The 25,813-nt window shown below is 62.3% G+C and carries 23 protein-coding genes and 1 pseudogene; 11 read left to right on the forward strand and 13 right to left on the reverse strand.

Going from position 1 to position 25,813, the window contains the following annotated elements; translation table 11 throughout:
- Positions 1-46 precede the first annotated feature (46 nt).
- Positions 47-1,528 carry an aldehyde dehydrogenase gene (locus tag HGI47_RS19195; protein WP_168854392.1) on the forward strand — a complete coding sequence of 494 codons (1,482 nt, stop codon included), beginning with the start codon at positions 47-49 and terminating at the stop codon, positions 1,526-1,528.
- Positions 1,529-1,638: 110 nt separating this feature from the next.
- Here the strand turns inward: HGI47_RS19195 and HGI47_RS19200 are convergent, their stop codons facing one another.
- Positions 1,639-3,783, reverse strand: coding sequence for a TonB-dependent receptor (locus HGI47_RS19200; RefSeq protein ID WP_168854393.1), 2,145 nt, complete (start codon positions 3,781-3,783; stop codon positions 1,639-1,641).
- A gap of 164 nt (positions 3,784-3,947) precedes the next feature.
- Here HGI47_RS19200 and HGI47_RS19205 point away from each other — a divergent pair, with 164 nt between their 5' ends.
- Positions 3,948-5,210, forward strand: coding sequence for an aromatic ring-hydroxylating dioxygenase subunit alpha (locus HGI47_RS19205; protein ID WP_168854394.1), 1,263 nt, complete (start codon positions 3,948-3,950; stop codon positions 5,208-5,210).
- Between the two features lie 506 nt (positions 5,211-5,716).
- Here HGI47_RS19205 and HGI47_RS19210 read toward each other — a convergent pair.
- Both HGI47_RS19210 and HGI47_RS19215 read right to left on the reverse strand, forming a co-directional pair.
- Positions 5,717-5,974 carry an RNA polymerase sigma factor gene (locus tag HGI47_RS19210; RefSeq protein ID WP_168854395.1) on the reverse strand — a complete coding sequence of 86 codons (258 nt, stop codon included), beginning with the start codon at positions 5,972-5,974 and terminating at the stop codon, positions 5,717-5,719.
- 254 nt (positions 5,975-6,228) lie between these two features.
- Positions 6,229-6,345: an excalibur calcium-binding domain-containing protein gene (locus tag HGI47_RS19215; RefSeq protein ID WP_370521796.1), complete on the reverse strand. Its 117-nt coding sequence runs from the start codon at positions 6,343-6,345 to the stop codon at positions 6,229-6,231.
- Between the two features lie 45 nt (positions 6,346-6,390).
- Here HGI47_RS19215 and HGI47_RS19220 point away from each other — a divergent pair, with 45 nt between their 5' ends.
- The 6 genes from HGI47_RS19220 to HGI47_RS22445 all read left to right on the forward strand — a co-directional run bounded on the left by HGI47_RS19220 (position 6,391) and on the right by HGI47_RS22445 (position 9,454).
- Positions 6,391-6,855 carry an L-dopachrome tautomerase-related protein gene (locus HGI47_RS19220; RefSeq protein WP_370521795.1) on the forward strand — a complete coding sequence of 155 codons (465 nt, stop codon included), beginning with the start codon at positions 6,391-6,393 and terminating at the stop codon, positions 6,853-6,855.
- A 61-nt stretch (positions 6,856-6,916) separates the two neighbouring features.
- Positions 6,917-7,474 (forward strand): phosphohydrolase, encoded by a 558-nt coding sequence (locus tag HGI47_RS19225; protein WP_168854396.1) that lies wholly within the window; start codon positions 6,917-6,919, stop codon positions 7,472-7,474.
- A gap of 241 nt (positions 7,475-7,715) precedes the next feature.
- Positions 7,716-8,381, forward strand: coding sequence for a TetR/AcrR family transcriptional regulator (locus HGI47_RS19230; RefSeq protein ID WP_168854397.1), 666 nt, complete (start codon positions 7,716-7,718; stop codon positions 8,379-8,381).
- On the forward strand, positions 8,378-8,572 hold the full coding sequence (locus tag HGI47_RS19235) for a hypothetical protein (RefSeq protein ID WP_168854366.1): 195 nt from the start codon (positions 8,378-8,380) through the stop codon (positions 8,570-8,572). Before HGI47_RS19230 ends, HGI47_RS19235 begins: the two co-directional genes overlap by 4 nt.
- Positions 8,569-8,961 carry a fatty acid desaturase gene (locus HGI47_RS22440; protein WP_206066304.1) on the forward strand — a complete coding sequence of 131 codons (393 nt, stop codon included), beginning with the start codon at positions 8,569-8,571 and terminating at the stop codon, positions 8,959-8,961. The genes HGI47_RS19235 and HGI47_RS22440 overlap by 4 nt, the downstream gene beginning before the upstream one ends.
- The gene (locus HGI47_RS22445) at positions 8,954-9,454 is read left to right on the forward strand and encodes a fatty acid desaturase (RefSeq protein ID WP_206066305.1); all 501 of its coding nucleotides are present in this window, start codon (positions 8,954-8,956) and stop codon (positions 9,452-9,454) included. The genes HGI47_RS22440 and HGI47_RS22445 overlap by 8 nt, the downstream gene beginning before the upstream one ends.
- Positions 9,455-9,784: 330 nt before the next feature.
- Here the strand turns inward: HGI47_RS22445 and HGI47_RS19245 are convergent, their stop codons facing one another.
- From HGI47_RS19245 to HGI47_RS19275, 7 genes are all read right to left on the reverse strand, one after another.
- Positions 9,785-10,798, reverse strand: coding sequence for an aromatic ring-hydroxylating dioxygenase subunit alpha (locus HGI47_RS19245; RefSeq protein WP_168854398.1), 1,014 nt, complete (start codon positions 10,796-10,798; stop codon positions 9,785-9,787).
- Positions 10,798-11,961: an ATP-grasp domain-containing protein gene (locus HGI47_RS19250; RefSeq protein WP_168854399.1), complete on the reverse strand. Its 1,164-nt coding sequence runs from the start codon at positions 11,959-11,961 to the stop codon at positions 10,798-10,800. The genes HGI47_RS19245 and HGI47_RS19250 overlap by 1 nt, the downstream gene beginning before the upstream one ends.
- Complete coding sequence (locus HGI47_RS19255; RefSeq protein WP_168854400.1) at positions 11,954-13,183, reverse strand: hypothetical protein; 1,230 nt, start codon at positions 13,181-13,183, stop codon at positions 11,954-11,956. Before HGI47_RS19255 ends, HGI47_RS19250 begins: the two co-directional genes overlap by 8 nt.
- Positions 13,173-14,024, reverse strand: a complete 852-nt coding sequence (locus HGI47_RS19260; protein ID WP_168854401.1) for an MBL fold metallo-hydrolase — start codon at positions 14,022-14,024, stop codon at positions 13,173-13,175. Before HGI47_RS19260 ends, HGI47_RS19255 begins: the two co-directional genes overlap by 11 nt.
- On the reverse strand, positions 14,021-15,028 hold the full coding sequence (locus HGI47_RS19265) for an NAD(P)-dependent oxidoreductase (protein WP_168854402.1): 1,008 nt from the start codon (positions 15,026-15,028) through the stop codon (positions 14,021-14,023). The genes HGI47_RS19260 and HGI47_RS19265 overlap by 4 nt, the downstream gene beginning before the upstream one ends.
- Positions 15,025-16,017 carry a 3-oxoacyl-[acyl-carrier-protein] synthase III C-terminal domain-containing protein gene (locus tag HGI47_RS19270; protein WP_168854403.1) on the reverse strand — a complete coding sequence of 331 codons (993 nt, stop codon included), beginning with the start codon at positions 16,015-16,017 and terminating at the stop codon, positions 15,025-15,027. The genes HGI47_RS19265 and HGI47_RS19270 overlap by 4 nt, the downstream gene beginning before the upstream one ends.
- 84 nt (positions 16,018-16,101) lie before the next feature.
- Entirely contained in the window at positions 16,102-19,551 is a 3,450-nt protein-coding gene (locus HGI47_RS19275) for an acyl-[ACP]--phospholipid O-acyltransferase (RefSeq protein ID WP_240950303.1), read from the reverse strand.
- 172 nt (positions 19,552-19,723) lie between these two features.
- Here HGI47_RS19275 and HGI47_RS19280 point away from each other — a divergent pair, with 172 nt between their 5' ends.
- Positions 19,724-20,314 (forward strand): TetR/AcrR family transcriptional regulator, encoded by a 591-nt coding sequence (locus HGI47_RS19280; RefSeq protein ID WP_168854404.1) that lies wholly within the window; start codon positions 19,724-19,726, stop codon positions 20,312-20,314.
- Between the two features lie 7 nt (positions 20,315-20,321).
- Here the strand turns inward: HGI47_RS19280 and HGI47_RS19285 are convergent, their stop codons facing one another.
- On the reverse strand, positions 20,322-20,963 hold the full coding sequence (locus HGI47_RS19285) for an NUDIX domain-containing protein (protein WP_144908064.1): 642 nt from the start codon (positions 20,961-20,963) through the stop codon (positions 20,322-20,324).
- Positions 20,964-21,065: 102 nt separating this feature from the next.
- Between HGI47_RS19285 and HGI47_RS19290 the strand changes: the two genes are divergently transcribed.
- Positions 21,066-22,130 (forward strand): bifunctional nicotinamide-nucleotide adenylyltransferase/Nudix hydroxylase, encoded by a 1,065-nt coding sequence (locus HGI47_RS19290; RefSeq protein ID WP_168854405.1) that lies wholly within the window; start codon positions 21,066-21,068, stop codon positions 22,128-22,130.
- Positions 22,131-22,189: 59 nt separating this feature from the next.
- On the forward strand, positions 22,190-23,680 hold the full coding sequence (locus HGI47_RS19295) for a nicotinate phosphoribosyltransferase (protein ID WP_168854406.1): 1,491 nt from the start codon (positions 22,190-22,192) through the stop codon (positions 23,678-23,680).
- Positions 23,681-23,880: 200 nt separating this feature from the next.
- Here the strand turns inward: HGI47_RS19295 and istB are convergent, their stop codons facing one another.
- The gene (gene istB / locus HGI47_RS19300) at positions 23,881-24,663 is read right to left on the reverse strand and encodes an IS21-like element helper ATPase IstB (protein WP_168854407.1); all 783 of its coding nucleotides are present in this window, start codon (positions 24,661-24,663) and stop codon (positions 23,881-23,883) included.
- A pseudogene (istA, locus tag HGI47_RS19305) lies at positions 24,653-25,714 on the reverse strand (IS21 family transposase); the annotation flags it as partial. The gene istB and the pseudogene istA, both read right to left, overlap by 11 nt.
- Positions 25,715-25,813 lie beyond the last annotated feature (99 nt).

A 25,813-nucleotide genomic window follows, 5' to 3' on the forward strand; every position in this document is an offset into this window, starting at 1 on the left:
GGGCGATAATCGCACTTCTTTCATTTGTATCGGAGGATGAATTACCATGACTGGCCCCGGGGTCGTTCCACTCAGGAACCCGCGCAAGCTGTTTATCGATGGTGCGTGGGTCGCACCTTCCACCGACGCGCTCATCGATGTCGTATCACCCGCGACCGAAGAGGTTTATTTCAGTACGGCGAGTGCACAGGTGGCAGATGTGAACCGCGCGGTGGCCGCAGCGCGCACTGCGTTCGACGAAGGTCCCTGGCCGCGCATGAGCCATGCCGAGCGAGCCGGATACATGACTGAAATGGCCACCGAGCTGGAAGCGCGGGCGGCGGATATTGCAGCGATCTGGCCCAACGAGATGGGCATTCTGCACAGCATGGCCAGCGCCTTTGCACCGGGGGCTGGAGGGTTCTTCCGCTACTATGCCGGGCTGGCCGACAGCTTCTCCTTCGAAGAGGAGCATTGCACCGTGTCGGGCGCCAAGGTCGGCCTGCTGGTGCGCGAGCCGGTGGGGGTGGTGGGTGCCATCATCCCGTGGAACGGACCGATCATGATTACCTGCTTCAAGGTGGCCCCGGCGTTGCTGGCAGGGTGCACGGTGGTCATCAAGGGATCGCCCGAGGCGCCGGGCCATGCACTTCTGATGGCCGAAGTGGCGGAGAAGGTGGGTCTGCCCAAGGGCGTCATCAACGTGGTGATCGCCGACCGCGAAGCGTCTGAGGCGCTTGTTTCCAACCCTGACGTGGACAAGATCGCCTTTACCGGCTCCAGTGCGACGGGGCAGCGCATTGCCTCCATCCTCGGCGGTCGGATGGCGCGTTACACCCTGGAGCTGGGCGGAAAGTCTGCGGCGATCATCCTTGACGACTATGATGCAGAAGCGGCCGCGCGTGAGCTTGCCGCGCGCGAGTGCGACATGTCAGGGCAGGTATGCGCATCGTTGACGCGGGTCATCGTGCCGCGCCATCGGGCGGACTCTGTGGCCGAGGCCATTGGCGCACACTTTGCGCAAGTCGTGGTGGGTGATCCGTTCGACCCGGCGACTCAGATGGGGCCGCTGGCCACGCGCATCCAGCGCGACCGGGTGGAAGGGCACATCGCGCGGGCGAGGGCAGACGGGTTCCGAGTGGTTGCAGGCGGCGGACGTCCGCGTCATCTGGAGCGAGGCTTCTACGTGGAGCCGACGGTGTTTGCCGGGGTGGACAATGCAGCCGCGATCGCGCGCGAGGAGATCTTCGGGCCGGTGCTGGTTGTGATCGCCGCCGAAGATGAACAGGATGCGGTACGGATCGCCAATGACTCGCCCTTTGGCCTCAATGGATCGGTCTTCACCAACGACGTCGATCGCGCCTATGCCATCGCGCGCCAACTGCGTACCGGCACCGTCGGGCACAACGGGCATTTCGTGGACTTCACCATCGGGTTCGGCGGGTTCAAGCAATCTGGCGTGGGGCGTGAGGGCGGTGTCGAAGGGCTGCTGTCGTTTCTGGAGACGAAGACCGTGCTGTTGGGAGGGCATCCATCGCACATTGTGTGACCAGGCGCTGGCTTATGGATGCGAAAAGGGGCCGCACGATAATCGTGCGGCCCCTTCTTGTTGGTGTGTGTTGCCCCTCCGGCGCCGACAGCGCCAGAGGGGGTTTTCGGTCAGTAGCGGTAGGAAATCGAGCCGCCGAAGATCGCCGGCTGACCGAACCGCGCGCGCGCCGAATACGGATCGACGAAGTTGGCGACGTAGTACTTCGCGTTGGTAATATTCTTGCCAAAGATCGCCAGGTCGAGGTGGTCCGACGGATCCGTCCACGTGGCCCTGAGGTTCACCAGCGTATAGGTAGGCTGCTTCAACTGGTGGGCCGGATCGAAGAAATAACTGCCGGTGTAGAACACGTTGCCGCTGAGCGCCATGTGCCCGCCTGCAAGGTCGAAGCCATAGTTGGCCGATACACTGCCGGCAAAGCTGGGAGTGCGTTCGACCCGCTTGCCCGAGGCATCCACCTGAAAGGCACCCAGAAAGGGATGATCCGGGTTGGTGTCGGTAGGATCGAGGTAGCGGCCCAGTGCGTTCGGGAAATCGGTATACTTGGCGTGGGTGTAGGTGCCGGCCAGCGTAACCGAGAAATCCGGGCTGAACGCATAGGTCAGGTCGCCATCGAGGCCGTAGATGTGCGCTGCTGCAGCATTGACGGTGAATGACTGGCCGCCCGCTCCATAGCTGGTCACCTGGATATCGCGGTAATTGTAGTAGAACGCTGCAAGGTTGAGGTTGAGCGGACCTTCGGCATTCTTGTAGCCAAGTTCGAACGCGTCGATCTTTTCGGGTTTTACCGGAATGGTCGAGAACGCAGACCCAGGCAGACCACCCGAGCGATAGCCCTGCGAATAGGAGGCATAGACGTTTGAGCGCGGGGTCAGCTGATAGCGTGCGACGCCACGAACCGAGGTGTTGTGGAACTTGGCCGAGCCAGCGCCCGTCAGGCCGAATGCCTGCAGGTCGAAATCGAGCGAGGGCTTGTCCTCGGTATAGCGAATGCCACCGGTGAGGAACAGGTTGTCGAGCAATTCGTAAGTCGCGTCGGCAAAGCCGCCCCAAGACTTGGTGTGGTTCCTCGTCTCAAACACGTCCAGATCGATGCCAAAGGCGTAAAGGTGCGTGTTGAAATCGTAGGAATTCTTGTAATCGAGCAAGAACAGGCCTGTGGTCCACTTGAGGCGGCCGTCGCCGTTGGAAGAAAGGTTCACTTCTTCGGTAAAGGTCTTGTCACGCACGGTCCAGAACGAGAAGTTGATCGGAGCGGGCGAGGCATCATAGTCCAGCCCCTGGTTGGTGCTCTCCTTGCGATACTGGGTATAAGACGTCAGCGTTGCGAAGCCGAAGTCGAACTGGCTCGTGAGCATGAACGCGTCGGTCTTGAAGCGCGCATAGCCGGGATTGTCGAGCGCGACGCGCTTGGGGCTGTCGTAGCTAAGCTGCACGGTGGGATCGAGGGCGCCGAGTGTGATGCCGTCACGCGGGACCACCATTTGCGAGATGGGATCGTCCGAGAAATTGTGTTCGTAGCCAAGCGTGAATTTCACGCCTTCCACCGGTTCCAGCAGCAGCTTGGTGCGAATGGAATACTTGTCATAGGCTGCGACGTGGTTGTTGCCCGTGACGATGTTGCGGACATAACCGTCGCTGGTTTCATAACTTGCAGCCAGATCGATGGCTGCCTTGTCGCCAAGGCCGGTGGTGCCATAGAACGCAGAGCTGACCGTGTCGTACGAGCTGTAGCCCACGCGGAACAGAACAGAGGTGTCGAACGAGGGGGCCTTGGTGTTGATCTGGATCGCGCCGCCGGTGGAATTTGCGCCGAACAAGGTGCCTTGCGGACCCTTCAGAACGTTGATGCTGGCCACGTTGACCAAGTCGAAGTTGCTGGAGCTGGGGGCAGGCACATAGAACCCGTCGACGTAAGTCGCGATGTTCTGGGTCAGGCCGGGAAGTGCGACGATACTGCCGACGCCGCGGATTGTGGGCAGCACGAAGGTGCCTGCATAGTTGACGCGCAGCGCAGGTACAGTCTGTGGCAGGTCCAGAACTTGCGAAATGTTCCGCTTTTCAAGTTGTTCGGATGAAACCGCCGCGATGGAGATCGGAACCTTGTCGAGCGCTTCGCGGCGCTTCTGCGCGGTCACGATAATCTCGGGCGACGTTTCTGCGGGGGCGGCAGCGGCATCGGTGGTCTGCAGATAATCGGCAGCGAAGGCCGGAGTTGCCGCCATGCCGAGGGCCGCAATTGCGCCTCCCAGCATGAAGCGAGAGCGAGCAGAACGGTTGAAGTCCTTCATTTAAATACACCCTCCCAGGTTTTTGTGCGATAATCGCGCATACGTGCGTTAGATGCATACCAGTTATCTCGGAGCGGCAGCTTTGTCAAATGGCGCGGTGTTGGCGTGCTGCATATGGCGGGATGCCAATGGCGCTTTTCATGTTACAAAATACGTACTATGTAACATCTATCGAAGTGATTCCGACCGAGGCGCGTTGGCATCACGGCATGAACCGGAGTAAACCCATGGTTGAAGCAGCCGAAGCACCCGTCGTCAGGAGACTAACTGCCGCCCAGCTCTCGCAATTGGCGGGGCTTGAGGATTCGAACCCATCGGACGTGTTCAGGGAAATCGACCGCCTGCCCACCGCCATCTATGCCTCGCAGGAGCGATACGATCTGGAGCAGGAAAGGCTGTTTCGCGGACGTCCCGTGCCGATCGGCGTATCAGCCCTGTTGCCGACGCCCCGCTCGCACATCGCCATCGACGACTACGGCACGTCCGTGTTGCTGACGCGTGACGAAGAGGGGGTGGTGCACGCCTTTTTCAATGTGTGCACTCACCGCGCGATCAAGCTTTGCCAGGCGCACCAGACGCAGAAGGGCGGGCTGGTGGTGTGCCCGTATCATGCGTGGAGCTTTGACATGAAGGGCCGCCTGAAGGCACTGCCGCGCCCCGAGATATTCCCGGGTCTCGACAAGTCGCAGATGGGGCTGGTCGAACTGGAATGCGTGGAGGCAGGCGGGCTGATCTGGGTGAACCTAGACCACCGGCGCAAGGCCGATTTCTCGGTGGTGACGGAACAGGTCGGGCCCGACCTGGATGCATTTGGCCTGCGCGAACAGAAAGTGTGCCATCACCTGCGAGTTGAGGTGAAGGCCAACTGGAAGCTGATCATCGACAGCTTTTCGGAGAACTACCACGTCACGCGCCTGCATTCGAAGTCACTGGGCAACATGTTCGTGGACCGCAAGACATCGTGCGAGAAGGTGGGCGAGCACTTGCGCGTGATGTCCGGCCGGGCGGAATACCGCCAGGGTGCCGACATCGCGACCTATGAGGATTTCCGCAAGACGGCGGTGGCGCACTATACCATCGTGCCCGGGGCGCTCATCATCACCAGCCCAAGTTATATCAGCGTCATGCTGCTTTCGCCCCAAGCGGTCGACCGCACCGTGGTGAACTACTACATGATGGTGGACCAGTTGCCGGAAACGGCAAAGGCGATCGCCCATTATGACAAGTCGCTGGCACTGATGACGCAGCTCACCACCAAGGAGGACTTCTGGGTAGCGGAACTGGGCACTTTGGGTGCGAAAAGTGGCGTTGTGCCCTACATGACCTGTGGCGGCATGGAGCGCGAGATGGTGGAGTTCCATCGCAGCGTAGAAGCCATCCTGAAAGCGTGATCCGGATGTAGAGGGCCGCCTCGGTGGCCCTCAATGTGCGCAGCTTTCCAGCATTGCGGATGAGGATTTCCTGTGTGGCGGGAACCTGAACCCACGGCAGCCCGATGCTCCCGAAGCTCAGAGCCGGGCTGAGCGCCAGCAGTCTGACCGAAAGGATGGCGCTCGGTGGGCGGTGCGGCACTGTCAATGTGGATGCACAGGTTGGCGGAGTGTGTCCAAGCCGATAACAGCTGCGGAAACACACATTCCCGCTATCGTCCTTCCTGCGTGCTGAGGTGGTTCGGTCGCCGTTCTGAAGGACGGGGACGGAACCGCGAAAATCGCTTATATATCTGATACTAAATTGAAAAGGTGATGTGATTTTTCGATTATGCCCCAAAAAAGTCCCCAAAAATTGGCCTTTATTCTGGAGCTGGTACGATTCCTTCTGCACCCTTGAGGCTCATATATCACCTGGTCTGAGCCGAGGATAGGACGCTCGTTGGCCAGCATCGGATTGCAGCGTGCTACTGTGAAGGATCGGCGGCGCGCACCAGCGCAATCAGCACTTCGGCAAAGGCGGCTTCCACGGTCGCGGGCTCACACTGAAGCTGCTCTGCGGCCTCGCTGATCGACAGGTTCTCGAACCGCATGAGGTGGAAGACCAGCTGGTGAAACGCCGGCAGGGCGTCGATCGCCGACTGCATGGCCTTGAGGCGACGCCGGGTAATCCAGCGGGGCAGTGGTGGCAGGCGGCACAGAAGATGGCGCTGCGAGGGTGACATGGCATACCTCCGGCCGTCTGCCGTCCTGCCATGATGGCAAGGGCAGCGGCGCGAGGCCGTGCCGCCTGGTCGCAAAGGTCGGTCTTCACCCGCAGGGCCGCAACGCCAGTGGAGGACTCGGTGTAGCCGGGTTGCAGCACCGACCGGACCGGGCAAGACCGGCTGAGCGCTGCGTTTGCCAGAATCGGCAAGATTCAAAGGCTGATCAGGTGTACAACTTCCAAGCTGCTGCTGCTTCGTTGCCTGCGTCGACGTCAGGTGCCCCAATGGCTCCGCTGCCACCGCCGCGAACTGCCGTGGTAGGGCTCGCAGGCGACACCGTCACCGTCTCCGTCGAGCCCTTCGCGATAGCCCGGCTCCCCCAGATAGATAGGCGCAGTCCCTGCTGAGCGGGCGGCGTCGCAACCGGGCCAGTAGTGGCCTTGCTACGGTGCCCGCTCGCGGGCGAGGCCGAGACCGACGGCGGCAGCCTGCTGTACTACGGACCGCTATCGGGTCGCACGCTGTACGCGGTCCCCACCGCCATGCTGCGCGACCCTTCGGTGACCGAAGAGGAACTGGCCCGCGTGGTCCGCAGCCTGGGGCACAAAGGCGCCTCGGACGGGATAGCCGAAGACGACCGGGGCCGCGTGTTCGCCGGCGATTACGAGAACAACGCGATCCGCATGCTCGATCAAGGGCGCTGGTCGACGCTGGTCAGCGACCCGCGCATCAGCTGGCCCGACACACTGTCGATCGGCATGGACGGCTATCTCTACTTCACCGCCAACCAGCTCCACCGCCAGCCCGGCTTCAACAGCGGGCGGGATTTGCGCCGCAAGCCTTACGAGCTGCTCCGCATCCGGGTGGGCGCCGGGCCCGTCCTCTTGCGCTCACAGTGATCCCGTCAGGCCGGGCAGGCTCGACATCGCGCCTGCCCGGCGTTCCCAATGGAGACCTTCGATGGTTGAGCCCATTGTCTCTGACCCGACGGTTGAGCGGCTTCTGCCGTTCATCGCCGAGGCGCTCGGCGCAGACTTTGCCGCATACCGCAACCATATATACCGGGTGTTGAGCTACGCAGCACACTTCCTCGGCGACGATCCGAGGGGACGCGAACACATCGCCTTCGCACTGGTGTTCCATGACGTGGGCATGTGGACCGACCACGAACTGGCCTATCTTGAGCCGTCGGAAGCAGCGGCCGAGCGCGTACGCACCCAGCACGCGGCGCATCTCGATGCCGAGCTCGTTGCCAACATCATCCACTGGCATCACAAGCTGCTATCGTTCGCAGGGCCAGACGCCCACATCGTGAACGCTGCGCGCAAGGGCGACTGGATCGACGCAAGCGTGGGCATGGTGCGGCACGGCGTTACCCGCAAACAGGTGGCTGCCATAGAGAAGGCAATACCCGTACTGGGCTTTCCGGCGGTGCTGATGCGCCTCGCCAAGTATCTACGCCATGGCAACCGGTTCGCCGGACTTTGGCGGGTACTCACTCGGGTCTACAAGGTTTGACCGTAAGGGCGTAAAGGCAGAATATCTCAGTTGCTGAATAAAAGGCGAATGTCCGCTGGCGACGCCGAAACAGACGAAAACCTTCTACACTGGCGTGTCCGCCAGTAGTGGCCAAAGGTCGCTTCAACCGGGCCGAATAATTTATCATTGATAAAACCTTTATCAATGATAAAATCTACGTCCATGGCGCCTGGGTCGCGTCACATGGAGGTGATTTGTGGCGACAAAACTGTCCCCGAAGATGGAACAACGCCGGGAAAACATCTTGCATGCCGCCCGCACGCTGATCGTGCGCGATGGGTTTGATGCGCTGACCACGCGCCGACTGGCTGATGAAGCAGGCATCACCGCGCCGACGCTTTACAACCTGATCGGGGACAAGAACGAAATCATCCGTCAGTTGGTTTCCGACGGGGTGGGGCGCGTGGGCAGCCGAGCCACCCTGGGCGAAGATCTTCCGCCCCTCGCCATCGCCGAGGGTATCATTGAGACCGCCCTTTGTGTCGTGGCCGAGGACGAGGCCTATTATCGCGCCGTTGTGATTGCGTCTGACCGTGTGCCGGGCGCCTTTGCCGCCGCTGGTGACGGTCCTGCCTCGGTTGCCAATGCGGCGCAGATTTCCATAGACATGATGACGGCGGCGTGTCGTGCTGCCAACGGCGCCCGCCTGCTAGAAGGCCATGTTGCAGCCGAAACGCTGGGCCTGCAGATATTTATCGGTTTCAGAGGCCCGTTCCGCGACTGGGCCAACCAACTGATCAGCGTCGGCGAGTTTCGCCGAAGGGCGCTGCGCGGGCTCTATATGGCGTTGGCCGTCGATGCGGCCCCGCAATTCCGGGACATCCTGCGCGCGAAGATCATCGAGCTTGAACCGCCGTTTCACGCAGGTCTGGAGGAAGCAGCATGAGCATCGCCTCGCTTATGGCTGACTCCGCAAGATTTCTGCCTCTGATCTTTGCGGCGGGCTTTCTTGCGCCGTTGATTTCACAATCGCTGACCGCGATCGGCTGGATCGTGTCATTCGGCAACCTGCCGTTTGGCCTGGGCGTTGCAATCGGCTGGGGTCTGATCGCGCAGTTCATGGGGAGATGGATATGACAGGACAGGCGGCTGCTGACACGGCCGATCTGGCGGCGCTTTCCGCAGCGCAGCTTTTGAAGATGGAACGGCAGATTGCGCGGCGGCACAGCGGGATGTTCCCGTGGCTGATCCCTGTCTGGGCCTTTGGCAACATGGCATGCTGGCTGGCGCTGTGGCCGCTGGTGTTCACGGGCACCTTGCCGCTGTGGGCGGCTTTTCCGATTTCCCTGATCAACCTGTCGCTGGTCTATTTGCCCACGCATGAAGCGCAGCATGATATCATCGCACGGCCCGGCACACGCCTGCGATGGCTCAACGAACTGGTCGGCCATGGCACCAGCTGGATGATTGTCTACCCCTTTGAAATGCTGAGGGTTACGCATCTCGATCACCATCGCCATGCCTAATGACCCGCTGCTCGATCCCGACCATCAGACCAGCGCCAAGGGGCCGTGGAGCGCTATCTGGACGTCGATCCGCGAGCGCCAACCCAATGGCAGACGGCAGCAGAATTATCTCGCATCGCTCGAACGTGCCGGCCGCAAGGACCTGATCGCGTTGTCCTTCACATATCGGCTGGCCTACTTTGCGATTCTATTCGCGCTGGCGTGGACGGGACATGCACTCGAAGCGTTCTTACTTTGGTGGCTGCCGGCGCAGATCGGGTCGACCTATTTGCTGTTCTTTCTGTCATGGGCCCCGCATCACTCCGGCGCGCAGGGGCGATATCGCGACACGCGCAGTTTCCGCTCGCGCCTAGGCAACATCGGTTCGATGGGAATGCAATATCACATTGTCCACCATCTCCACCCCTATATACCCCTCACCCGCACGCCCGCCGCCTATTGGGATATGCGGCCGATCCTGGAAGCGCGCGGTTGCAATATTGCCGAACTGTGAAACTTCTTGCCCCTTCTTGCGAAGGCGATAGCCAGCGAATCTAAACCGGCAGAAATCCACCCCGCTTCGGTCACGCCAGGCCTAGCAAGGTCATCTCGAAAGCCGACCTGCGGCTCTGGCCCTTTGCCAGTCAAAACCTGCCTTTCTGCAAACGGCCCAAGAGCCGACAATTCAAACTGGCAAAGCAGGCGCTCGGCAATGCGCCCTAATTTCAGTCATTGCGGCTCAAGCGCAGAGCACTTCAAAGCGGACTAAGTCAGCAATCGGTTAGATGGCCGAGTGAGATAGAACAGCCGTTCCGCTAAACTGCCTTCAGCATCTGAAATGATCTCAGAGCTCTGCCATGACGCCATCGTCCACGCCTGGCGATAAACGGTGCCCTGACCAGAGGCGGTGCAGCCGGTTGCCGAGTATATCGCCCGGTCCCTCGGCGAATTGCGGGTGGCCGAAGTGCGTCATGACCGCATGCTGAAGTCCGAGCGCTTTGCGATCCTGGGCAACCACTGGTGCAAGGAATAGCCGGATTGCCGCTTGTTTCAGCCAGCCGGGCGCCAGTCCCTTCCTCGTGGAAAAGCGCGCGAAGGGCGTGAAACTTCCGTCCGTTGCGGGCGTGAAGATCGCCGTGACACACAGCGTCAACCCGGCGCGCCCTTGCCAGCGCGCCTGCACGATGGTGGGCGGATAGTAGCGTGAAATACTGCGCTGGCGATCGCGTTCGAGAAATCGCGACATGATGCCCAGATCGGGCGCATCCTGCTCGATTGCCATTTCAATACTGTCGCCATGGCTGCTGACGACCAGCTTTACCGGAAGGCGGCGATCGCGTCGTCGGATGAAACCGTGATGCAGATGGCCGGTGTGGAACGGGTCCATCACGTTTTCGATCGCATCGAAGGCACGCCCTTGCCACGTGCCATGCTGCCACCAGAAATGATCGAGATCCGGATTGCCGACATCGGGAGGCAGATCAGGCTCATCTGGCGCCGAACCGTTCAAGGTCACGAAAACGGCGCCATGCCGTTCGATCACGCGCAGCGCCTGCGCAGCAAGCTTCGACTGCGGAAGGGCCGCAGCCGGACAGCCCGGCACTTCAACGCAGGTTCCATCCATAGCGAACCGCCAACCATGGTAGGGACAGGTCAAGGCTCCGTTCTCGACCCGCCCCCTCGAAAGCGGATAATTGCGGTGCGGGCACCGGTCTATCAAGGCGCCTAACCCGGAAGCGCTGCGGAACAATGCAATCGGCGTGTTGCACAGCATCACCTTACGGACGGCACCGGGGCGGATGTCACTGGCAAGGGCGACCATGTGCCAGGCATCGGTCACTACATCAGGGAAGGCCATCAGTCGTGATCCTCACCATTCCATTCGATGTCGCACGTTGTGGCGGCATTGGTCGAAATTCCCTTGGCCAGCCCCTTGAGCGAAAACACTGCCGCATCGACCAGCGCGCCCAAGGCCGGAGCGCGGTCCCCCGGCTGCGAAATGACGTCTCGACCCTGTGAAATCGTGGCGCGCCATTCGCTGAGCCTGCCTGTTCGAAGGGCTTGCGGCAATCCGAGAGCCCACATTGCCGGTCCCAGAAATGCTTGCCGAGGCTCGGTGATGGCGGCGCATTGCGCTTGGCCGGATATTGCGCCGACAATTGCGCCTTGCGCGATCAGGAGATGGACGCCGCTCGTTGCCCGAGGATTGCATTCGAGCAACCATGGCTGTCCGGAACAGTCGAAAATGACGTCGCAGGCAAACTGACCATGGATGTGGCCATTGTTGGCGATCTTGGCGGCGATGCGGCGCAAGTGTTCGGCGCGGCAGTCGTCAAGCTGCTCGAAGGCATAGGATGCTCCACCAGCCAGCCGCCAGCGCGAATTGTATGCCGTAAAGCCGGTCAAAACACCGTTGCGGGCGATGGCATGAAAGCAGGCCTCTTCGCCCTCGATCCGCTGCTGCGCCATCCAGTCGCCTGCGGTTATCAGACCGGATGCCTCCAGCTTAGTGGGTGTGGGGCCTACCAGTGTGCGGTCGCCAAAGCGGCTGAAGCGCGGTTTGAAGACCCAGTCCTGGCTTGTGGGCAGGAACGATGCCAGCGTTTCAGCGCTGTTGATCGCATGGCTCTCCGGTGCGTTCAGGCCCCATTCCCGGCAGGCGGTGGCAAAGGCGAACTTGTCGTGAAGCAGCCGCAACGTAGCCATGTCTGGGACAAAGAGCCTGCTGCCCAGCGCACGGTGCAATGCTGGTGCGGCAAGATGGAATACCTCCTCGCAGGTCGGCACGACCAGTTCGATGCCGTGGCGCTCGACCAATCCGGCAATCACTGCGCGAAACCCGCGCGCGTCGCTTCGCGGCGGAGGATATTGGTGATGGCGGACATGAAGCCGAGACCAGCGCGCCATGCGCACCTTGACGCTGTCAGCCAGGTGGACGTCCCACCCGGCGGCATGGAACGCACGTGCAAGGTCTAAGGCAGCAGCGGCCCTCGCACCGGTGATGAGCACTGCCCTAGCCATCGCGCCAGACCACCTTGTTTCGTTTCGGCCCGCTCCATTCGAGCAAGTCGTGGCGTAAAAGCGGCTCCAAGCCTGTGAGCTGCTGAAGCATCGCGCCAGCCTGCACAGCAAGCTCCGCAGGGCACTTTGGGCCGACCGCTAGCGTTATTCCCCGCGCGTCTGCCGAGGCTTGCCAGCGAAGTTCTGGCAGCAGCACCTGCTCGACCGCTGCGACTACCTGCGGCGGGGTGATGCAGTGCGTTGCAAGGCGCCAGATGTCCTGAACGCGCCCCTCAATCGGCCGGATTATGCGTCCGGCAAATCCGCAGGAGCAACCCCGTTCGCCCAACTCGATATAGTCGTCGCCTGCCACGCGGACGATGGGCTGGCTTCGGCGCCTCAGGTCGGTGATGATCGGGCGGAAGCCATGCGTTCCAGTAACGGGCTGGAGTTCTATCTCGAGCGAATGATCGTTCAGGTGCAAGCGGCCTTCGGCACAGTCGGCGCCTAGAAAGCCTTCGGTCGCCTGCCAGATTGATCTTGGACTGATCCCGAAATGGGCGGTTATCAAATCGCGCTCGGTCGCACTCATCGGCTCGCTGCCGAAGAACAGGTGGCGCAAGCTGGGCAAAGCAATTCCCATTGTCGCAAGCGCGATCAGGCGCGATGGCGGGGCGATCAGGATCGTGGGAGCGTAACCCGACAGGGCCTCGGCCGTTTCGGCAATCGGAACCTCGATCGGGAAATGGTGAAAGCGCAGCCGTCCGCGGGCCGCATCGCTATACAGCGCATTGCTCGCTCGCAGATGCAGCGCCAGTCGCTGCGAGCGCAGAAGTGCGAAGAAGGTCAGCAAGCGCGCAAGGCTCTGGCCGATATAGTCGGCGCGTTCGGCTCCGGTCGCCACGAAGAGCCCGCGTGTCGCTTCGCTGCTGCCGGTAGACCAGCCTGCACTGATGTCTGCTGGCTGGTGCCCCCTCTCGGAAGCATCGGCCATCTGGCGGAGGTCTTTGTCGCTCAAGCCAAGGCTGTTCCATGCGCCGTAATCACGGCGAATGGCATTAACTGGGGTTACCGGAAACGCCTCGATCGGCCTTCGCGCAAAGGGCGCTAGTGCCGGGGTCCGGGCAAGCGCAGGCTGGAGCTTGGCCCACTGCTTCAGGCGGTGCCGTGCCAGCCCTTCTTTCGTGAGTGACATAGCGCGGCGGGTACGCAGCCACGAGGCCACGATTCGTTCAAGCTGCATCGCCATCGCCGCGAAAAGCTCTTGCGCTGCTGGCGCAATGCGATGGCAGGATCGCCAGCTCAGGGTTGGAACGCGCTGCGCTGCACAGCAGGTCAAGCGTCTCGCGATAGCACGGGGTGTCGCCCAAAAGCGCGGTCGTAAGACGTGGCGGGGGCAGTCGTTCGGCAATCGAGCGGCCAGACCATACGGCATCGGCCGCGAGCAGCACGGGGCGCCCTTCCTGCGTCTCGAGAGCAAGACCCCAATGGCCTGCGCAATGCCCCGGCAGTTCTACCGCCAGCAGGCTGCCGTCGCCGAGAATGTCATGGCCTTGGCCAAACGGCGCGAAGGCGGTTGGCAGAGCAATTGGGCGGGCATCTTCGAAGAACCGCGCGTTGGTGTCTATGTCATGCGGCACGAGTTCGGCCAGCAGCCCGTTCCTGACACGAGCGATCCGGCCTTTGGTGCGAAGTGCGTCGAGTCCCGCCTTCGCGCAGTGGACTGGCAGGTGCGCAAGATGCTGCAGGCCTGCGACATGATCGCCATGGAAGTGGGAAACGATCGTTCCCGCAATCGCTGCTTCGTCAATCTGGTGATGCTTCAGCCAAACCTGCCAGCGCTCGGCCTCGCCAATGGAGACGGGCGTCGTCCAGCGATAGAAACGTTCGGGGAATGGCTTCGTGGCCTTGATGAAAGCGGGGTCGTAACCCGTGTCGAACAGGAACAGGCCCCGCGTGGGATGCTCGATCACCCCGACAAGCGCTGGAAATTCCACTGCACACAGACTGCCACCGGCGATCGTCATGCCCTCGGGATGGCGACACGATCCGCGCTCGAGCCAGCGAAAGCCGACGCGTTTCATGCCGAGCCCCCCGCCCGTGCAAGCTTGGAAGCCTCGTCCAGCAGGCTATCCACCGCATCGTACCGGGGCTGGTATCCAAGCAGGCGCTGTGCCGGTTCGTGATTGAAAGTCTGCGACCAGCCGAGCGTCGCAAGCGTGTAGCGCGTGAGGACAGGCTCCTTGCGGGAACCTGTCGCGCGGGCGATGCCTTCAAGAGTAGCTGCCAGCAATCGCGCCAATCCGATCGGCACTGCTACAAGCTTGGGGCGGGTCCCGAGACTTTCAGCAAGGCGCATCGCCAGATCGCGCACGGCGACGGGCCTGCCGCCCGAGATGTTGATGGCATGTCCGCAAAGCGCAGGTGCGCGTTCCTCTGCCTCGCAAATCGCCCAAGCTGCGTCTCGCAGATCGGTCAGTTCGACCAGCGCCCCCCCCCCGCCTGGCAAAGGCATCCGCGCACGCTGCGCAAGTTCGGCAAGGCGTGGCAGCACGACCCGGTCACCTGCTCCCACCAGTGCGCGCGGGCGGATGGCGCAGCAGGCCATGGCATCACCGCGCGGTGCCAACACCAGGCGCTCGGCAGCAAGCTTGGTTTGCGCATAGAAATTGAGCGGCCGCTCCGGGATATCGCTCTCGCCGATGGACAGGCGATCGCGGTGACAGGCGAAGATCGAGGGCGATGAAACGAAGACAAAGCGCTGCACGCCCGATGCGGCGGCCACGTCCAGCAGCTTGCGGGTCATGGTGACGTTTGCCGCCACGAAGTCCCGGCGCCTTCCCCAACTGGCAGAAAGCGCGGCTGCGTGAATCACACCGTCACATCCCTGGATCAGCGATGCGAGTGGCGCGCTTTGGTCGGAAAGGTCCAAGGGCGCGAACTCTGCCCCCATTCCTGCCAGGGCTTCGCCTGCGTCACGCGAACGCCCCGTCGCGACGACGCTGTGCCCGCGCGCGAGCGCTTCACACACAAGCGCAAACCCCAACCCGCCGGTCGCCCCGGTGACGAGAATGCGCCGCCCGCTCAAAGCCGCAGCACCATCGCTGTTGCACTGATCCCGGCGGCGGTACCCAGCAAAAGCACGGCATCGCCTTGCCGCGCGGCTCCGGTTTCCAGCGCATGGGCAAGCACGGTGGGGATCGATGCGGCGATCTGGTTTCCAGTGGTGGCAAAAAGATCGAGCACGCGTTCGCTGTTCGGGGCGAACAGCCTTTTCACATGGGCCACGCCCGGCGCGCTTGCCTGATGGCAGACGATGCAGGCGATGTCCTCGTGCGAAAGGTCCGCCTTGGCCAAGGCCTGCGCAATGACTCCCGGCAGAGCCTTTGCGGCAGCCTTGAAGATGCCGAATGCATCCATTTCGAAGTGCGATCCGGCTATCAGCGCTTCGTATCCTTCACCAACCCGCAGCCGCGTGCCACCGGCGCGCAACTGTGCCAATCGGTGATGCGCGCCTTGTGTCACGCTGGCAACCGAGAGAAGGCCGCGCCCGGGATCGTCGCAGGCTTCGATAGCCAGCGCCGCAGCACCGTCGCCAAAGATCGATCGCGTCTTGGGCTCTGCAGGGTCGAGCCCGGCCGAGGCGATGTCGCTGGCAAAGACCAGCGCGCGCCGCCAGCGCCCAGTGGCGATGCCCATCCCCGCCACGTCGAGCGCGGCCACGAACGAAAGGCATGTCTGGTTGACGTCGAAGCAGGGTGCGCCCGATCGGCCAAGGCCGAGCCGATCCTGCACGATGGCAGATGTCGACGGAATGGGCTGTTCCATCACCCCGCACCCGCCGATGATCGCATCGGGCGGGCCATCCCAAGCCGCACGGTCAAGCGCCTCGCGAGCGGCTGCAGCAGCCATCATCGACGTCGTCTCGTCCGGACCTGCAACATGGCGCGCAGCGATGCCGAATTCGCGTTGGGTCCAGCCGGGGCGATGGCCGTGTCGAAGATCCAGATCCCCCGAAGTTACGATCTCGCGTGGGCGATAACTACCCCATCCGGCTATGACAAAGCGGCTGATCATCGTCGTGCATCCCCCACATCAGGACTATGCGACAAAAACTGAACGATGTCTAATTTATAATAGACACCGTTCAGTTATTCCGTTTCAGGCCTCGTCAGCTACTTCCAGTTCACTTTCCTCTTCAGGACCCTTCACCGCAGACTGCAATGCAAGCTCGCTCATCGTCACATAGTCGAGCTTTCCCGTGCCAAGTACGGGCAGTGCCTCGACCACGCGGATGTCGCGCGGGACCATCAGTTCGGTTACGCCGTTGGCCTTTGCCCAGGATTGCAGCGCCCTGTGCTCTGCGCCGGGCGCAGTGGTGAACAGCACGAGTTGCTCGCCCTTCTTCGGATCGGGCCGGGTGACGATGGCATGGTCGAAGCCGGGCCAGCACTTTGCGGCATAGCCTTCGACTGCCGGGAGCGAGACCATTTCGCCGCCGATCTTGGCAAAGCGTTTGGCGCGGCCGCGGATGGTGATGAAGCCTGCATCGTCGATGGTGACGATATCGCCAGTATCGTGCCAGCCTTCGTGTGGCGGCTGAAGCTTGCCGGGATCGGTGGCGAGGAAGTATCCCGCCATGACGTTCGGCCCGCGAATGTAAAGGCGGCCGCCTTCGGCAATCCCGGGGACGTTTTCGAGGCGGGTTTCGATCGCGGGCAGGGCGCGGCCCACGCTACCGGCCATGAAGTGCATCGGCGTGTTGACCGCGATGACCGGCGCTGCTTCGGTTGCCCCATAGCCTTCGAAGATGCGCAAACCGAACTTCTCTGCGTACGTCTTGCGGGTTTCGTCACGGACTTTCTCGGCACCAGCAAAGATGTAGCGCAGCGAGTAGAAGTCATATCCATGGGCCATGCGGGCATAGCCTGACAGGAAGGTGTCGGTGCCGAACATGATCGTGGCGTTGGCGTCATAGGCGAGCGCAGGCACGATGCGGTAATGCAGCGGACTGGGGTAGAGCACCACGCGGATGCCACTGAGGAGTGGGAGCAACGTACCGCCTGTCAGGCCGAAGGAGTGGAACACCGGCAGTGCGTTCAGCACGATGTCCGACGCGTTGAAATCGATCCGTGAAGCCAGCTGTGCGCAATTCGACAGCAGGTTGCGATGGGTGAGGACAACGCCCTTGGGCACGCCTTCCGATCCGCTGGTGAAGAGGATCACGGCGGGCGCATTTGGCGAAATGCCAAGCTTGCGGTGGCGACGTTCTGCACCGGCTGCGCCCAGCAGCGCGCGCAGCTTTTCGAAGCCGCCGATGGTGGCGCCGATGTCCTCGAGCCAGACGACGCGCAGGCCATCGGCTTCTAAGGCGGCAATGACGTCGTGCAGCTTGGCCTGATCGACGAACGCGCGTGCGGTGACGACAGTGCGGACCGCGGCGGTGAGGCAGGCCGAGCGCATGTTGGCAACGCCCACGGTGAAGTTGAGCATGGCAGGCACGCGGCCGATGGATTGCAGCGCAAAGAATGCGGCGACCACACCGTTCACGTTGGGCAGGAGCAGGCCGACAGCTTCGCCTTGCACCGTGCCTTGGGCCAGGCGCTTGCCCAGAACGGTGGTTCCGGCAAAGAGCTTGTCGTAGCTGAGCGGTTCGCGCTTCACGTCTTCCACCACCAGCGCCTTGCCGCCGTGGATCTCGCGGGCTTCGGCAAGGGCGCTGAACAGGGTGCGGCCGGTGTCCGAGGTAGCGAACATCATCGCGCTCATCTCGTCATACAGACGCCGACCGGCAATCGCGCGGCGCTGGCGGGCGGTCATTTCGCCATCGATCGCAAAGCGGCGCGGGGGCAGGACGGTGAGCGTCACCTTGGGGAACCAGCGCAGGCGGACCTTGCCCTGCATCCGTGAAAAGCGCGTGTATTGTGGGCCATCGAGGCGCACCGGAATGATCGGCGCGTCGGCCTTGTCGGCCACCATGCCCGGACCGTCGAACACTTTCATCAAGGCGCCGGTGCGCGTGATGCGGCCTTCGGGGAAAATGACGAGGGTACGGCCTTCCTTGACCGCCTTGACCATAGCCTTGGCGGCCATCGGGTTGGTTGGATCGACCGGAAAGGCGCGGAACAGCTTGAGGAACGGCTTGATCCATATCGAGCGCGCGATCTGGGTATTGACCGCGAAGGTGGGCTTGCCGGGGAGGAACGCGCCGAGCAGCACGCCATCGAGAAAGCTGACGTGGTTGACGACGACGACCGCGCGTTCACCGGGTTCCGGCATGTGCTCCATGCCGGACACGTCCACGCGGTAGAGCACGCGCAAGGTCAGGCGGATCACGTCCTTGAACAGGGTTTCGGGCAGGAGCCAGACCGAGGCGAGGGCGACGAACAGCGTGGCGAAGCCAAGCGCCCCGATCAGGCCCGGCACGTCCACGCCCGCCGCCAGCAGGCCAGTGATGGCGAGCACTGCAACGACAGTAAGGCCAGCGTTGATCACGTTGTTGGCTGCGATGATCTGCGACCGCTTGTCTTCGGGGCTGGCGACCTGAAGGATCGCATAGAGAGGCACGATGAACATACCGCCCGAAACTGCGATCACCGCAAGGTCGATCAGGATGTGCCAGGCGCCGGGCGTCGAAAGGAACTGCGCGGTAGATGCGCCTGCGGTGCGGACTTCAAAGCCGCTGGTGGCAATCCACAGGTCGATCAAGCCGAACGCAAGGATAAGCGCCGAGAGCGGAACCCAGCGCGCCGAAACCTCACCTTTGAGCAGACGATTCACGATCAGCGAGCCGATGGCGATGGCGACCGAAAACACCACGAGGAACAGCGTGGCCACTTCCTGTTTGGCCGCCAGCGTGCCCGAGACGAGCGGGGCGAATTCGCTGACCAGCACGGCCCCTGCGGCAAAGAACCAGCTGATGCCGATGATCGAGAGCCACACGCCGCGCCCGGTGCGAGCGGTGGCAAGGATCTCCTTCGTGCCGCGCCACAGGTTCCAGTCGATGTGATGCAATGTTCCGCTGGGCGGCGCAGGAGGCACCGCAAGGCTGGCGAGAAAGCCGACGACGGCAAGGCCCATTGCGGCGATCCCTGCTTCCCATGGCGGGATCACGCCTGCGAGCAGTTGTCCGCCGAGGATGGCCAGGAAAGTGCCTCCTTCGATCAGGCCGGTCCCGCCCATGACTTCGCCCGATTTCAGATGCTGGGGCAGGATCGAATACTTGACCGGGCCGAACAGCGTGGAGTGCAGACCCATCAGGAACAAGCTGGTGAGCAGCGCTGGGATCGACAGGAACCAGAACCCCGCCAGCGCGATTCCCATGATCCCCACTTCGGCGCCCTTGATCCAGCGAATCAGCCGCGCCTTGTCGATCGCGTCGGCCAATTGCCCCGCGAGTGCCGAGAACAGGAAGTAGGGCAGGATGAACAGTCCGGTAGCGACTGCCGCCAGTAACTTTGCGTTATCCGGATCGGTTGCGAAGATACCGAAGTTTGCGAGGAACAACATCGCGAACTTCAACAAGTTATCGTTGAATGCACCGAGGAACTGGACTGTGAAAATCGGTCCAAAGCGACGCTTTGTCAGCAGGCTGAGATCGGGAGACGACATGTGCACCTTTCGCGTGTTCGACACTGCCATACCGGACCATGGGTTCCGGCGAGGTTAAGAGCCGGACTTACCCTTGGTCCCCTTCCTCGAATCGCAGGGATAACTCAAAAATATACACTGTTCAATTGATATATTGGACAGTGTTCAGTATAACGCCTACAGTCTGGCTCCTATGGGACGCAGATCGGATCACAGTCGCGACGAATTGCGGGAAATCGCTGTCGCCGCCGGGCATCGCCACATGGAAGAGGTCGGGTTTGCGCACTTCTCTGCGCGCGAGGTCGCCAAGCGCATCGGCTATTCGATCGGCACGATCTACAATGTGTTCGGTAGCTACGACGCGCTGATTCTGGCGATCAACGGGCGCACCCTCGCACTCTGGCGCGATCATCTGGTGCGCCGACTTGTCGATGTGCAGCAGGACAGGTTGCGTCAGGCGATCGCCGCCTACTTCGAATTTGCAACATCGCACCGGCACGCATGGGCAGCTATCTACGATTTCCGTCTGCCGGAAGACACCGTCCCGCCCGAAAGGTATCAGGCCGAAGTGCGCGCGATCTTCGATATCGTCGTGGCCGAGGTGCGCGAAGCCTTGCCCCCTGCCCGGCAAGACGAAGCCGAACCGCTGACCCGGTCGCTTCTCGCAACCGTCCATGGGCACTGTGTTTTTGCTATGAACGGCACATTCGCCATTCTCGGTGAGAAATCCCCAGCCGATGCAGCCTGGCAGCGGGTGCAGGAGGCAGTGGGGATCTTGACCTGATCATCACCTATGACCGCAGACGATACAGCTCAGCCGGTCGGAACGGCGTGTCGCTTTCGCGCTGACCGGTGGCCTCGATCCAGCCGGTGTCGAGCATCCTGCGACGGAAGGCGGGCTTGTTGAAGGTGGTGCCGGTGATAGCTTCGTGCACGGTTTGCAGGTCACGCAGCGTGAACAGGTCCGGCAGCAACGCAAAGGCGACAGGCGCGTAGGCCAGCTTGCCTCGGAGCCGTTCGTGCGCGGCGGCGATGATGGCGGAGTGATCGAAGGCCAGTGACTCTCTGGGGTCGGTAACCGGGAGAAGCGCTAGATCTGAACGCGATGCCACGGCCCCTTCCAACACTGCATGCGGGAGCAGAGCGAAGTAGGCGACGCTGACCGTGCGCATCCGCAGATCGCGCTGCGGATCGCCGAAGGTGTAGAGCTGCTCAAGCCAGGCGCTGTCCTGGGCGGCAAGTCCTGCCTTGTCCGCCAGCACACGCCGCGCTGCGCGATCCAGCGTTTCGTCAAGACTGACGAACCCGCCCGGCAGTGCGAGCCGATCGGCAAAAGGCTCCTCAGCCCGGCGCTGGAGCAGGACTGACAGAGTGCCATCGCCAATGGTCATCAGTACGAGGTCGACGGTGACGGCGAAGGGTGGGTAGCTCATACAACCATACTTATATCTTTACTAAATATAAGTCTAGCGCATATAAGGTTGGTGTGAGTCGGGGAGGCCGCCTCGCTTTGATGATCTGGGGGAGCCTCGGATATGAGCAAGTTTGATTTCGGCGTCTTTATTGGACGCTTTCAGCCACTGCACGTCGGCCACGAACACGTCATCGCGCGCACGCTCGAACAGGTCGAGCGGCTGATCGTGCTGGTGGGATCGGCCAATGTCGCCCGCGATCCGCGCAATCCTTTCACGTATGACGAGCGTGAGGCCATGCTGCGCTCCGCTTTCCGGCATGAAGTGGCGCAAGGCCGCCTGATCATCGCGCCGATCGACGATCACGTTTATTCCGACACCGCGTGGGTCGTGCAGGTCCAGCGCACGGTGCGTGCTTTGGTGCTGGAGCATGGCAACGGTCACGGCTTCCAGAACCACGGCCTGCGTGATTTCCGCGTGGCGCTGACAGGTTATGGCAAAGATGCCTCGTCCTTTTACCTCAAGCTCTTCCCAGAATGGGAGAACCTGCAGGTCGACAGCCAGTACGGCACCTTCTCGTCAAGCGATGTGCGCGTGCGCTACTTCCAGCGTATCGCCGAAGTGCCCGCCAGCATCCTCTCTGCGGGCGTTGCCGACTTCCTGCGCGAATTCATGCTGGGCGATATGTTCAAGGCATTGCTTGAAGAAGCCGAGTTTCTCGCTGCCTATCCGGCGCAGTGGGGGAAGGGGCCCTTCGTCACCGCCGATGCGGTGGTCGTCCAGTCGGGCCACATTTTGCTGGTCGAGCGAGGACGCGCGCCGGGCAAAGGGCTGCTCGCCCTGCCAGGCGGCTTCGTCAATCCGGCTGAGCGCATCCGCGATGCGGCGATCCGTGAACTGCGCGAGGAAACCGCGATCAGCGACGGCAAGGGTCAGATCCCGCCTGCCATGCTCGCCAGCTTTATCGAGGATGCTCGCACGCGGGTGTTCGATGCGCCGAACCGGTCCATGCGCGGGCGGATCATCACCCACGCATTCCTTTTCCGCCTGCCCGAACGTCGCAAGCTGTTCAGCGTGAAGGGCGGCGACGATGCGGCCCATGCGCAATGGTACCGCTTCGGCGATCTTTCGCCTGAAATGCTGTTCGAGGACCACTGGGCCATCATCGAGGAAATGGCCGATCTTTGAAAAACGACCCGCCGCGCAGGGGAGTCCTGCATCCGGCGACCATGTGAGGAGTTCACATCATGACCAACCTGATCCTGGCGACAGACAGCTACAAGCAGAGCCACTTCCTGCAGTACCCGCCCGAGGCGCGTGCGATCAGCGCCTATATTGAGGCGCGGCCAAACGACTTTGCCGATGAAGTGCTGTTCATGGGCCTGCAGCCCTACCTGATCGACCGGCTAGAACGGCCGATCAAGCAAGCCGACATCGACGAGGCCGAGGCGATCTGTGGCGCGCACGGTGTTCCCTTCAACCGCGAAGGCTGGCAGATCGTGCTCGACGAGCATGGCGGATACCTGCCGATCGAGATCCGCGCCCTGCCCGAAGGCATGATCGTGCCGACCGGCGTGCCCATGGTGCAGGTCGAGACCACCGATCCGCGCCTGCCGTGGCTCGCGACCTTCATCGAGACCGCATTGCTCCGCGCGATCTGGTATCCGACCACAGTCGCCACGCTCAGCCGCCAGTGCCGCCTGATAATCCGTGCAGGGCTGGAGAAGACCAGCGAGGACGCCCTCGGCCAACTGCCGTTCAAGCTGCATGATTTCGGTGCGCGCGGCACCAGCAGCGGCGAGAGCGCAGGGCTGGGAGGCATGGCGCACCTCGTCAACTTCATGGGCACCGACACCATGGAAGGCCTGATCGCTGCGCGCCACTATTATGGTGCAGACATGGCCGGTTTCTCGATCCCGGCGGCCGAACACAGCACGATGACCAGCTGGGGAAGAGCGCGCGAGGAAGCGGCCTATGCCAACATGCTCGACGCCTTCGAGGGCGTGGGCAAGTTGGTGGCGGTCGTGTCGGACAGCTACGATCTGGATGCTGCACTGACCGGCATCTGGGGCGGAAGCCTTCGCGATAAAGTGATGACCCGCAAGGGGACGCTGGTGCTTCGGCCCGACAGCGGCGATCCGGTGGAAACTCCGGTGCGCACGATCAAGACGCTTTGGGACGCCTTCGGCGGCACCATCAACGCCAAGGGCTACCGCGTGCTCGACCCACACGTGCGCGTGATCCAGGGCGATGGAATGACGCCTAGCTCCATCGCCCGGCTGATTGACCGGCTGATCGAGGAAGGCTTTGCCATCGACAACATCGTCTTCGGGATGGGCGGCGGCCTGCTCCAGCAGGTTAACCGCGATACCCTGCGCTTTGCCATGAAGGCCAATGCCATGCGTGATGCCGAGGGCGCGTGGCACGATGTGGCGAAGGCCCCCGCCACCGACCCTGGCAAGGCGAGCAAGGCGGGGCGGCAGGCGGTGGTGCTCGAAGCGGGCCGTATGGTCGCGCGGCGGATCGAGCAGGTGGCCGACACCAGCCATCGCCGTCCGCATCGGATTCGCCCTCAAGGCAGTGATCTGCCTCGTACATGCAAACCGCCACATCCCCTTCACGAGCGCAGGCAGTTTTGCGCACTTTCACCCGAGAGGCTCTGTTCATCGAAGCCGCGTCCGCTACCCCGACGACAGTCAGATTTTGAGCCAAAGCATATCCACTTTCGATGGCCATGATCGTCTTCGTGGAAGGAACCGAGGCCAGAGAAGAAGGCCGTGCGACACAGCCACATAGCGCACATAGTAAGGCGAAAAGCAGGGAAGCGCGACTTAACTTCACAAAATAAGCATATTGTTGATTGCCACTGAGAAGTGACCCGGGATTTCCATTGAGAATTGACCCGGTTGGATATGTGTCCCCCGATGCGGGGGTGGGGTCAAGCGGGTGATTTTTCCTTTCGTGTCTTGGGTGGGGCGGCGCTGCTGGCCCTGAAGGGGAAGCTGTCGTTTCCGGTCTCCAGGATGTGGCAGTGATGGGGGAGGCGATCGAGCAGCGCGGTAGTCATCTTGGCATCGCCGAACACCCCGGCCCACTCGGAGAAGCTCAGGTTGGTGGTGATGATGACACTGGTGCGCTCGTAGAGCTTGCTGAGCAGGTGGAACAGGAGCGCACCGCCCGATGAGCTGAACGGGAGGTAGCCGAGCTCGTCGAGGATCACGAGATCGAGGCGGAGCAGCCGATCGGCGAGCTGCCCGGCCCGGTTCAGCACCTTCTCCTGCTCGAGGGCATTGACCAGGTCGACGGTGGCGAAGAACCGCACCTTCTTGCGATGATGCTCGACGGCCTGGATCCCGAGGGCCGTGGCTATGTGGGTCTTGCCGGTGCCGGGCCCACCGATCAGAACGACGTTGTTGGCCCCGTCGATGAAGTCGCCGCGATGGAGCTGGCAGACCATGGCATCGTTGATCTCGCTGGAAGCAAAATCGAAGCCGGTGAGGTCCTTGTAGGCCGGGAAGCGGGCCGCCTTGGTCTGGTAGGCGATCGAACGAACCTCGCGCTCGGCCACCTCGGCTTTGAGCAGCTGCGACAGGATCGGCACGGCGCCATCGATCGCTGGTGCGCCTTGTTCGATGAGGTCCGCAACGGCCTGGGCCATGCCGTACATCTTGAGGCCACGCAGCATGACCACGACGGCAGCGCTGGCAGGATCATGACGCACGGGCGTTCTCCCTGCTGCGCAGCGCATCGTAGCGCTCGACGTTGGCCTTGGGTTCGCGCCGCAGGGTCAGGGCCTGCGGCGCATCGATCTTCGGTGGTGTGCCAGTCTTGCCGTCGGTCAGCCGGTGCAGAAGGTTGAGCACGTGGGTCTTGGTCGGCACGCCGGCGTCCAGTGCGAGTTCGACCGCGCTGAGGACGGCCTGTTCATCGTGCTGAAGGACCAGGGCGAGAATCTCGGCTACCTCCCGGTCACCACCCGGGCGCTTCAGCAAATGGCCCTGCAACTGGCGGAAGGCCTCGGGCATCTCCTGGAACGGAGCGCCATTGCGCAGGGCTCCGGGTTTGCGCTGGATCACCGCCAGGTAGTGACGCCAGTCGTAGACCGTCCGTCCGGGCAGATGATGGGACCGCTCGATGATCCGTTCATGCTCGCACAGAACCCGACCCTCGGCCGCTACGACGATCCGGTCCGGATAGACGCGCAGGCTGACCGGGCGATTGGCGAAGGAGGCCGGCACGCTGTACCGGTTGCGCTCGAAGTGCACGAGGCAAGTCGGCGAGACCCGCTTGGCATGCTCGACGAAGCCATCGAAGGTGCGCCCCAGCGGCATCAGGCTGGCGACCTCGTCGGCCCAGGCATCGGCGATCGTCCCGGGCATGATGCCATGCTGAATCTCGCCCCATTGCTCGATGCAGCGCTGCTCGAGCCAGGCATTGAGCGCCGCAAGGTCAGGGAAGGAGGGTAAAGGCTGCCACAGCCGGCGCCGGGCATCCTGGACGTTCTTCTCGACCTGACCCTTCTCCCATCCGGCGGCAGGATTACAGAACTCCGGTTCGAACAGGTAATGGCTGGCCAGCGCCGAGAACCGGGCGTTGACCTGGCGCACCTTGCCGGCGCCGATCCGGTCGACCGCGGTCTTCATGTTGTCGAAGATCCCGCGCCGAGGCACTCCGCCCAGCACCCTGAACGCCTGGGTCAGGGCATCGAACAGCATCTCGTGGGTCTGGAGCAGGTAGGCCCTGACGATGAAGGCCCGACTGTGCGACAGCTTGTGACCTGCCCCCCGGCAGTCCCTCGATCATAACGAGAGTCCAGCGGTTAAATACGATGGCCCGGACGCCTGCACAAGCGCGTCGGGCATGATGCTCTC

Origin of the sequence: Novosphingobium sp. ERN07 (assembly GCF_012641335.1) — a bacterium.
GTDB lineage: Bacteria > Pseudomonadota > Alphaproteobacteria > Sphingomonadales > Sphingomonadaceae > Novosphingobium.

Excerpts from the sequence above, each read along its gene's own strand:
- HGI47_RS19195 (WP_168854392.1), top strand. The coding sequence starts at position 47 with ATGACTGGCCCCGGGGTCGTTCCACTCAGGAACCCGCGCAAGCTGTTT.
- HGI47_RS19200 (WP_168854393.1), bottom strand. The coding sequence starts at position 3,783 with ATGCTGGGAGGCGCAATTGCGGCCCTCGGCATGGCGGCAACTCCGGCC.
- HGI47_RS19205 (WP_168854394.1), top strand. The coding sequence starts at position 3,948 with ATGGCGCTTTTCATGTTACAAAATACGTACTATGTAACATCTATCGAA.
- HGI47_RS19210 (WP_168854395.1), bottom strand. The coding sequence starts at position 5,974 with ATGTCACCCTCGCAGCGCCATCTTCTGTGCCGCCTGCCACCACTGCCC.
- HGI47_RS19225 (WP_168854396.1), top strand. The coding sequence starts at position 6,917 with ATGGTTGAGCCCATTGTCTCTGACCCGACGGTTGAGCGGCTTCTGCCG.
- HGI47_RS19230 (WP_168854397.1), top strand. The coding sequence starts at position 7,716 with ATGGAACAACGCCGGGAAAACATCTTGCATGCCGCCCGCACGCTGATC.
- HGI47_RS19235 (WP_168854366.1), top strand. The coding sequence starts at position 8,378 with ATGAGCATCGCCTCGCTTATGGCTGACTCCGCAAGATTTCTGCCTCTG.
- HGI47_RS22440 (WP_206066304.1), top strand. The coding sequence starts at position 8,569 with ATGACAGGACAGGCGGCTGCTGACACGGCCGATCTGGCGGCGCTTTCC.
- HGI47_RS22445 (WP_206066305.1), top strand. The coding sequence starts at position 8,954 with ATGCCTAATGACCCGCTGCTCGATCCCGACCATCAGACCAGCGCCAAG.
- HGI47_RS19245 (WP_168854398.1), bottom strand. The coding sequence starts at position 10,798 with ATGGCCTTCCCTGATGTAGTGACCGATGCCTGGCACATGGTCGCCCTT.
- HGI47_RS19250 (WP_168854399.1), bottom strand. The coding sequence starts at position 11,961 with ATGGCTAGGGCAGTGCTCATCACCGGTGCGAGGGCCGCTGCTGCCTTA.
- HGI47_RS19255 (WP_168854400.1), bottom strand. The coding sequence starts at position 13,183 with ATGCAGCTTGAACGAATCGTGGCCTCGTGGCTGCGTACCCGCCGCGCT.
- HGI47_RS19260 (WP_168854401.1), bottom strand. The coding sequence starts at position 14,024 with ATGAAACGCGTCGGCTTTCGCTGGCTCGAGCGCGGATCGTGTCGCCAT.
- HGI47_RS19270 (WP_168854403.1), bottom strand. The coding sequence starts at position 16,017 with ATGATCAGCCGCTTTGTCATAGCCGGATGGGGTAGTTATCGCCCACGC.
- HGI47_RS19275 (WP_240950303.1), bottom strand. The coding sequence starts at position 19,551 with ATGTCGTCTCCCGATCTCAGCCTGCTGACAAAGCGTCGCTTTGGACCG.
- HGI47_RS19280 (WP_168854404.1), top strand. The coding sequence starts at position 19,724 with ATGGGACGCAGATCGGATCACAGTCGCGACGAATTGCGGGAAATCGCT.
- HGI47_RS19285 (WP_144908064.1), bottom strand. The coding sequence starts at position 20,963 with ATGAGCTACCCACCCTTCGCCGTCACCGTCGACCTCGTACTGATGACC.
- HGI47_RS19290 (WP_168854405.1), top strand. The coding sequence starts at position 21,066 with ATGAGCAAGTTTGATTTCGGCGTCTTTATTGGACGCTTTCAGCCACTG.
- HGI47_RS19295 (WP_168854406.1), top strand. The coding sequence starts at position 22,190 with ATGACCAACCTGATCCTGGCGACAGACAGCTACAAGCAGAGCCACTTC.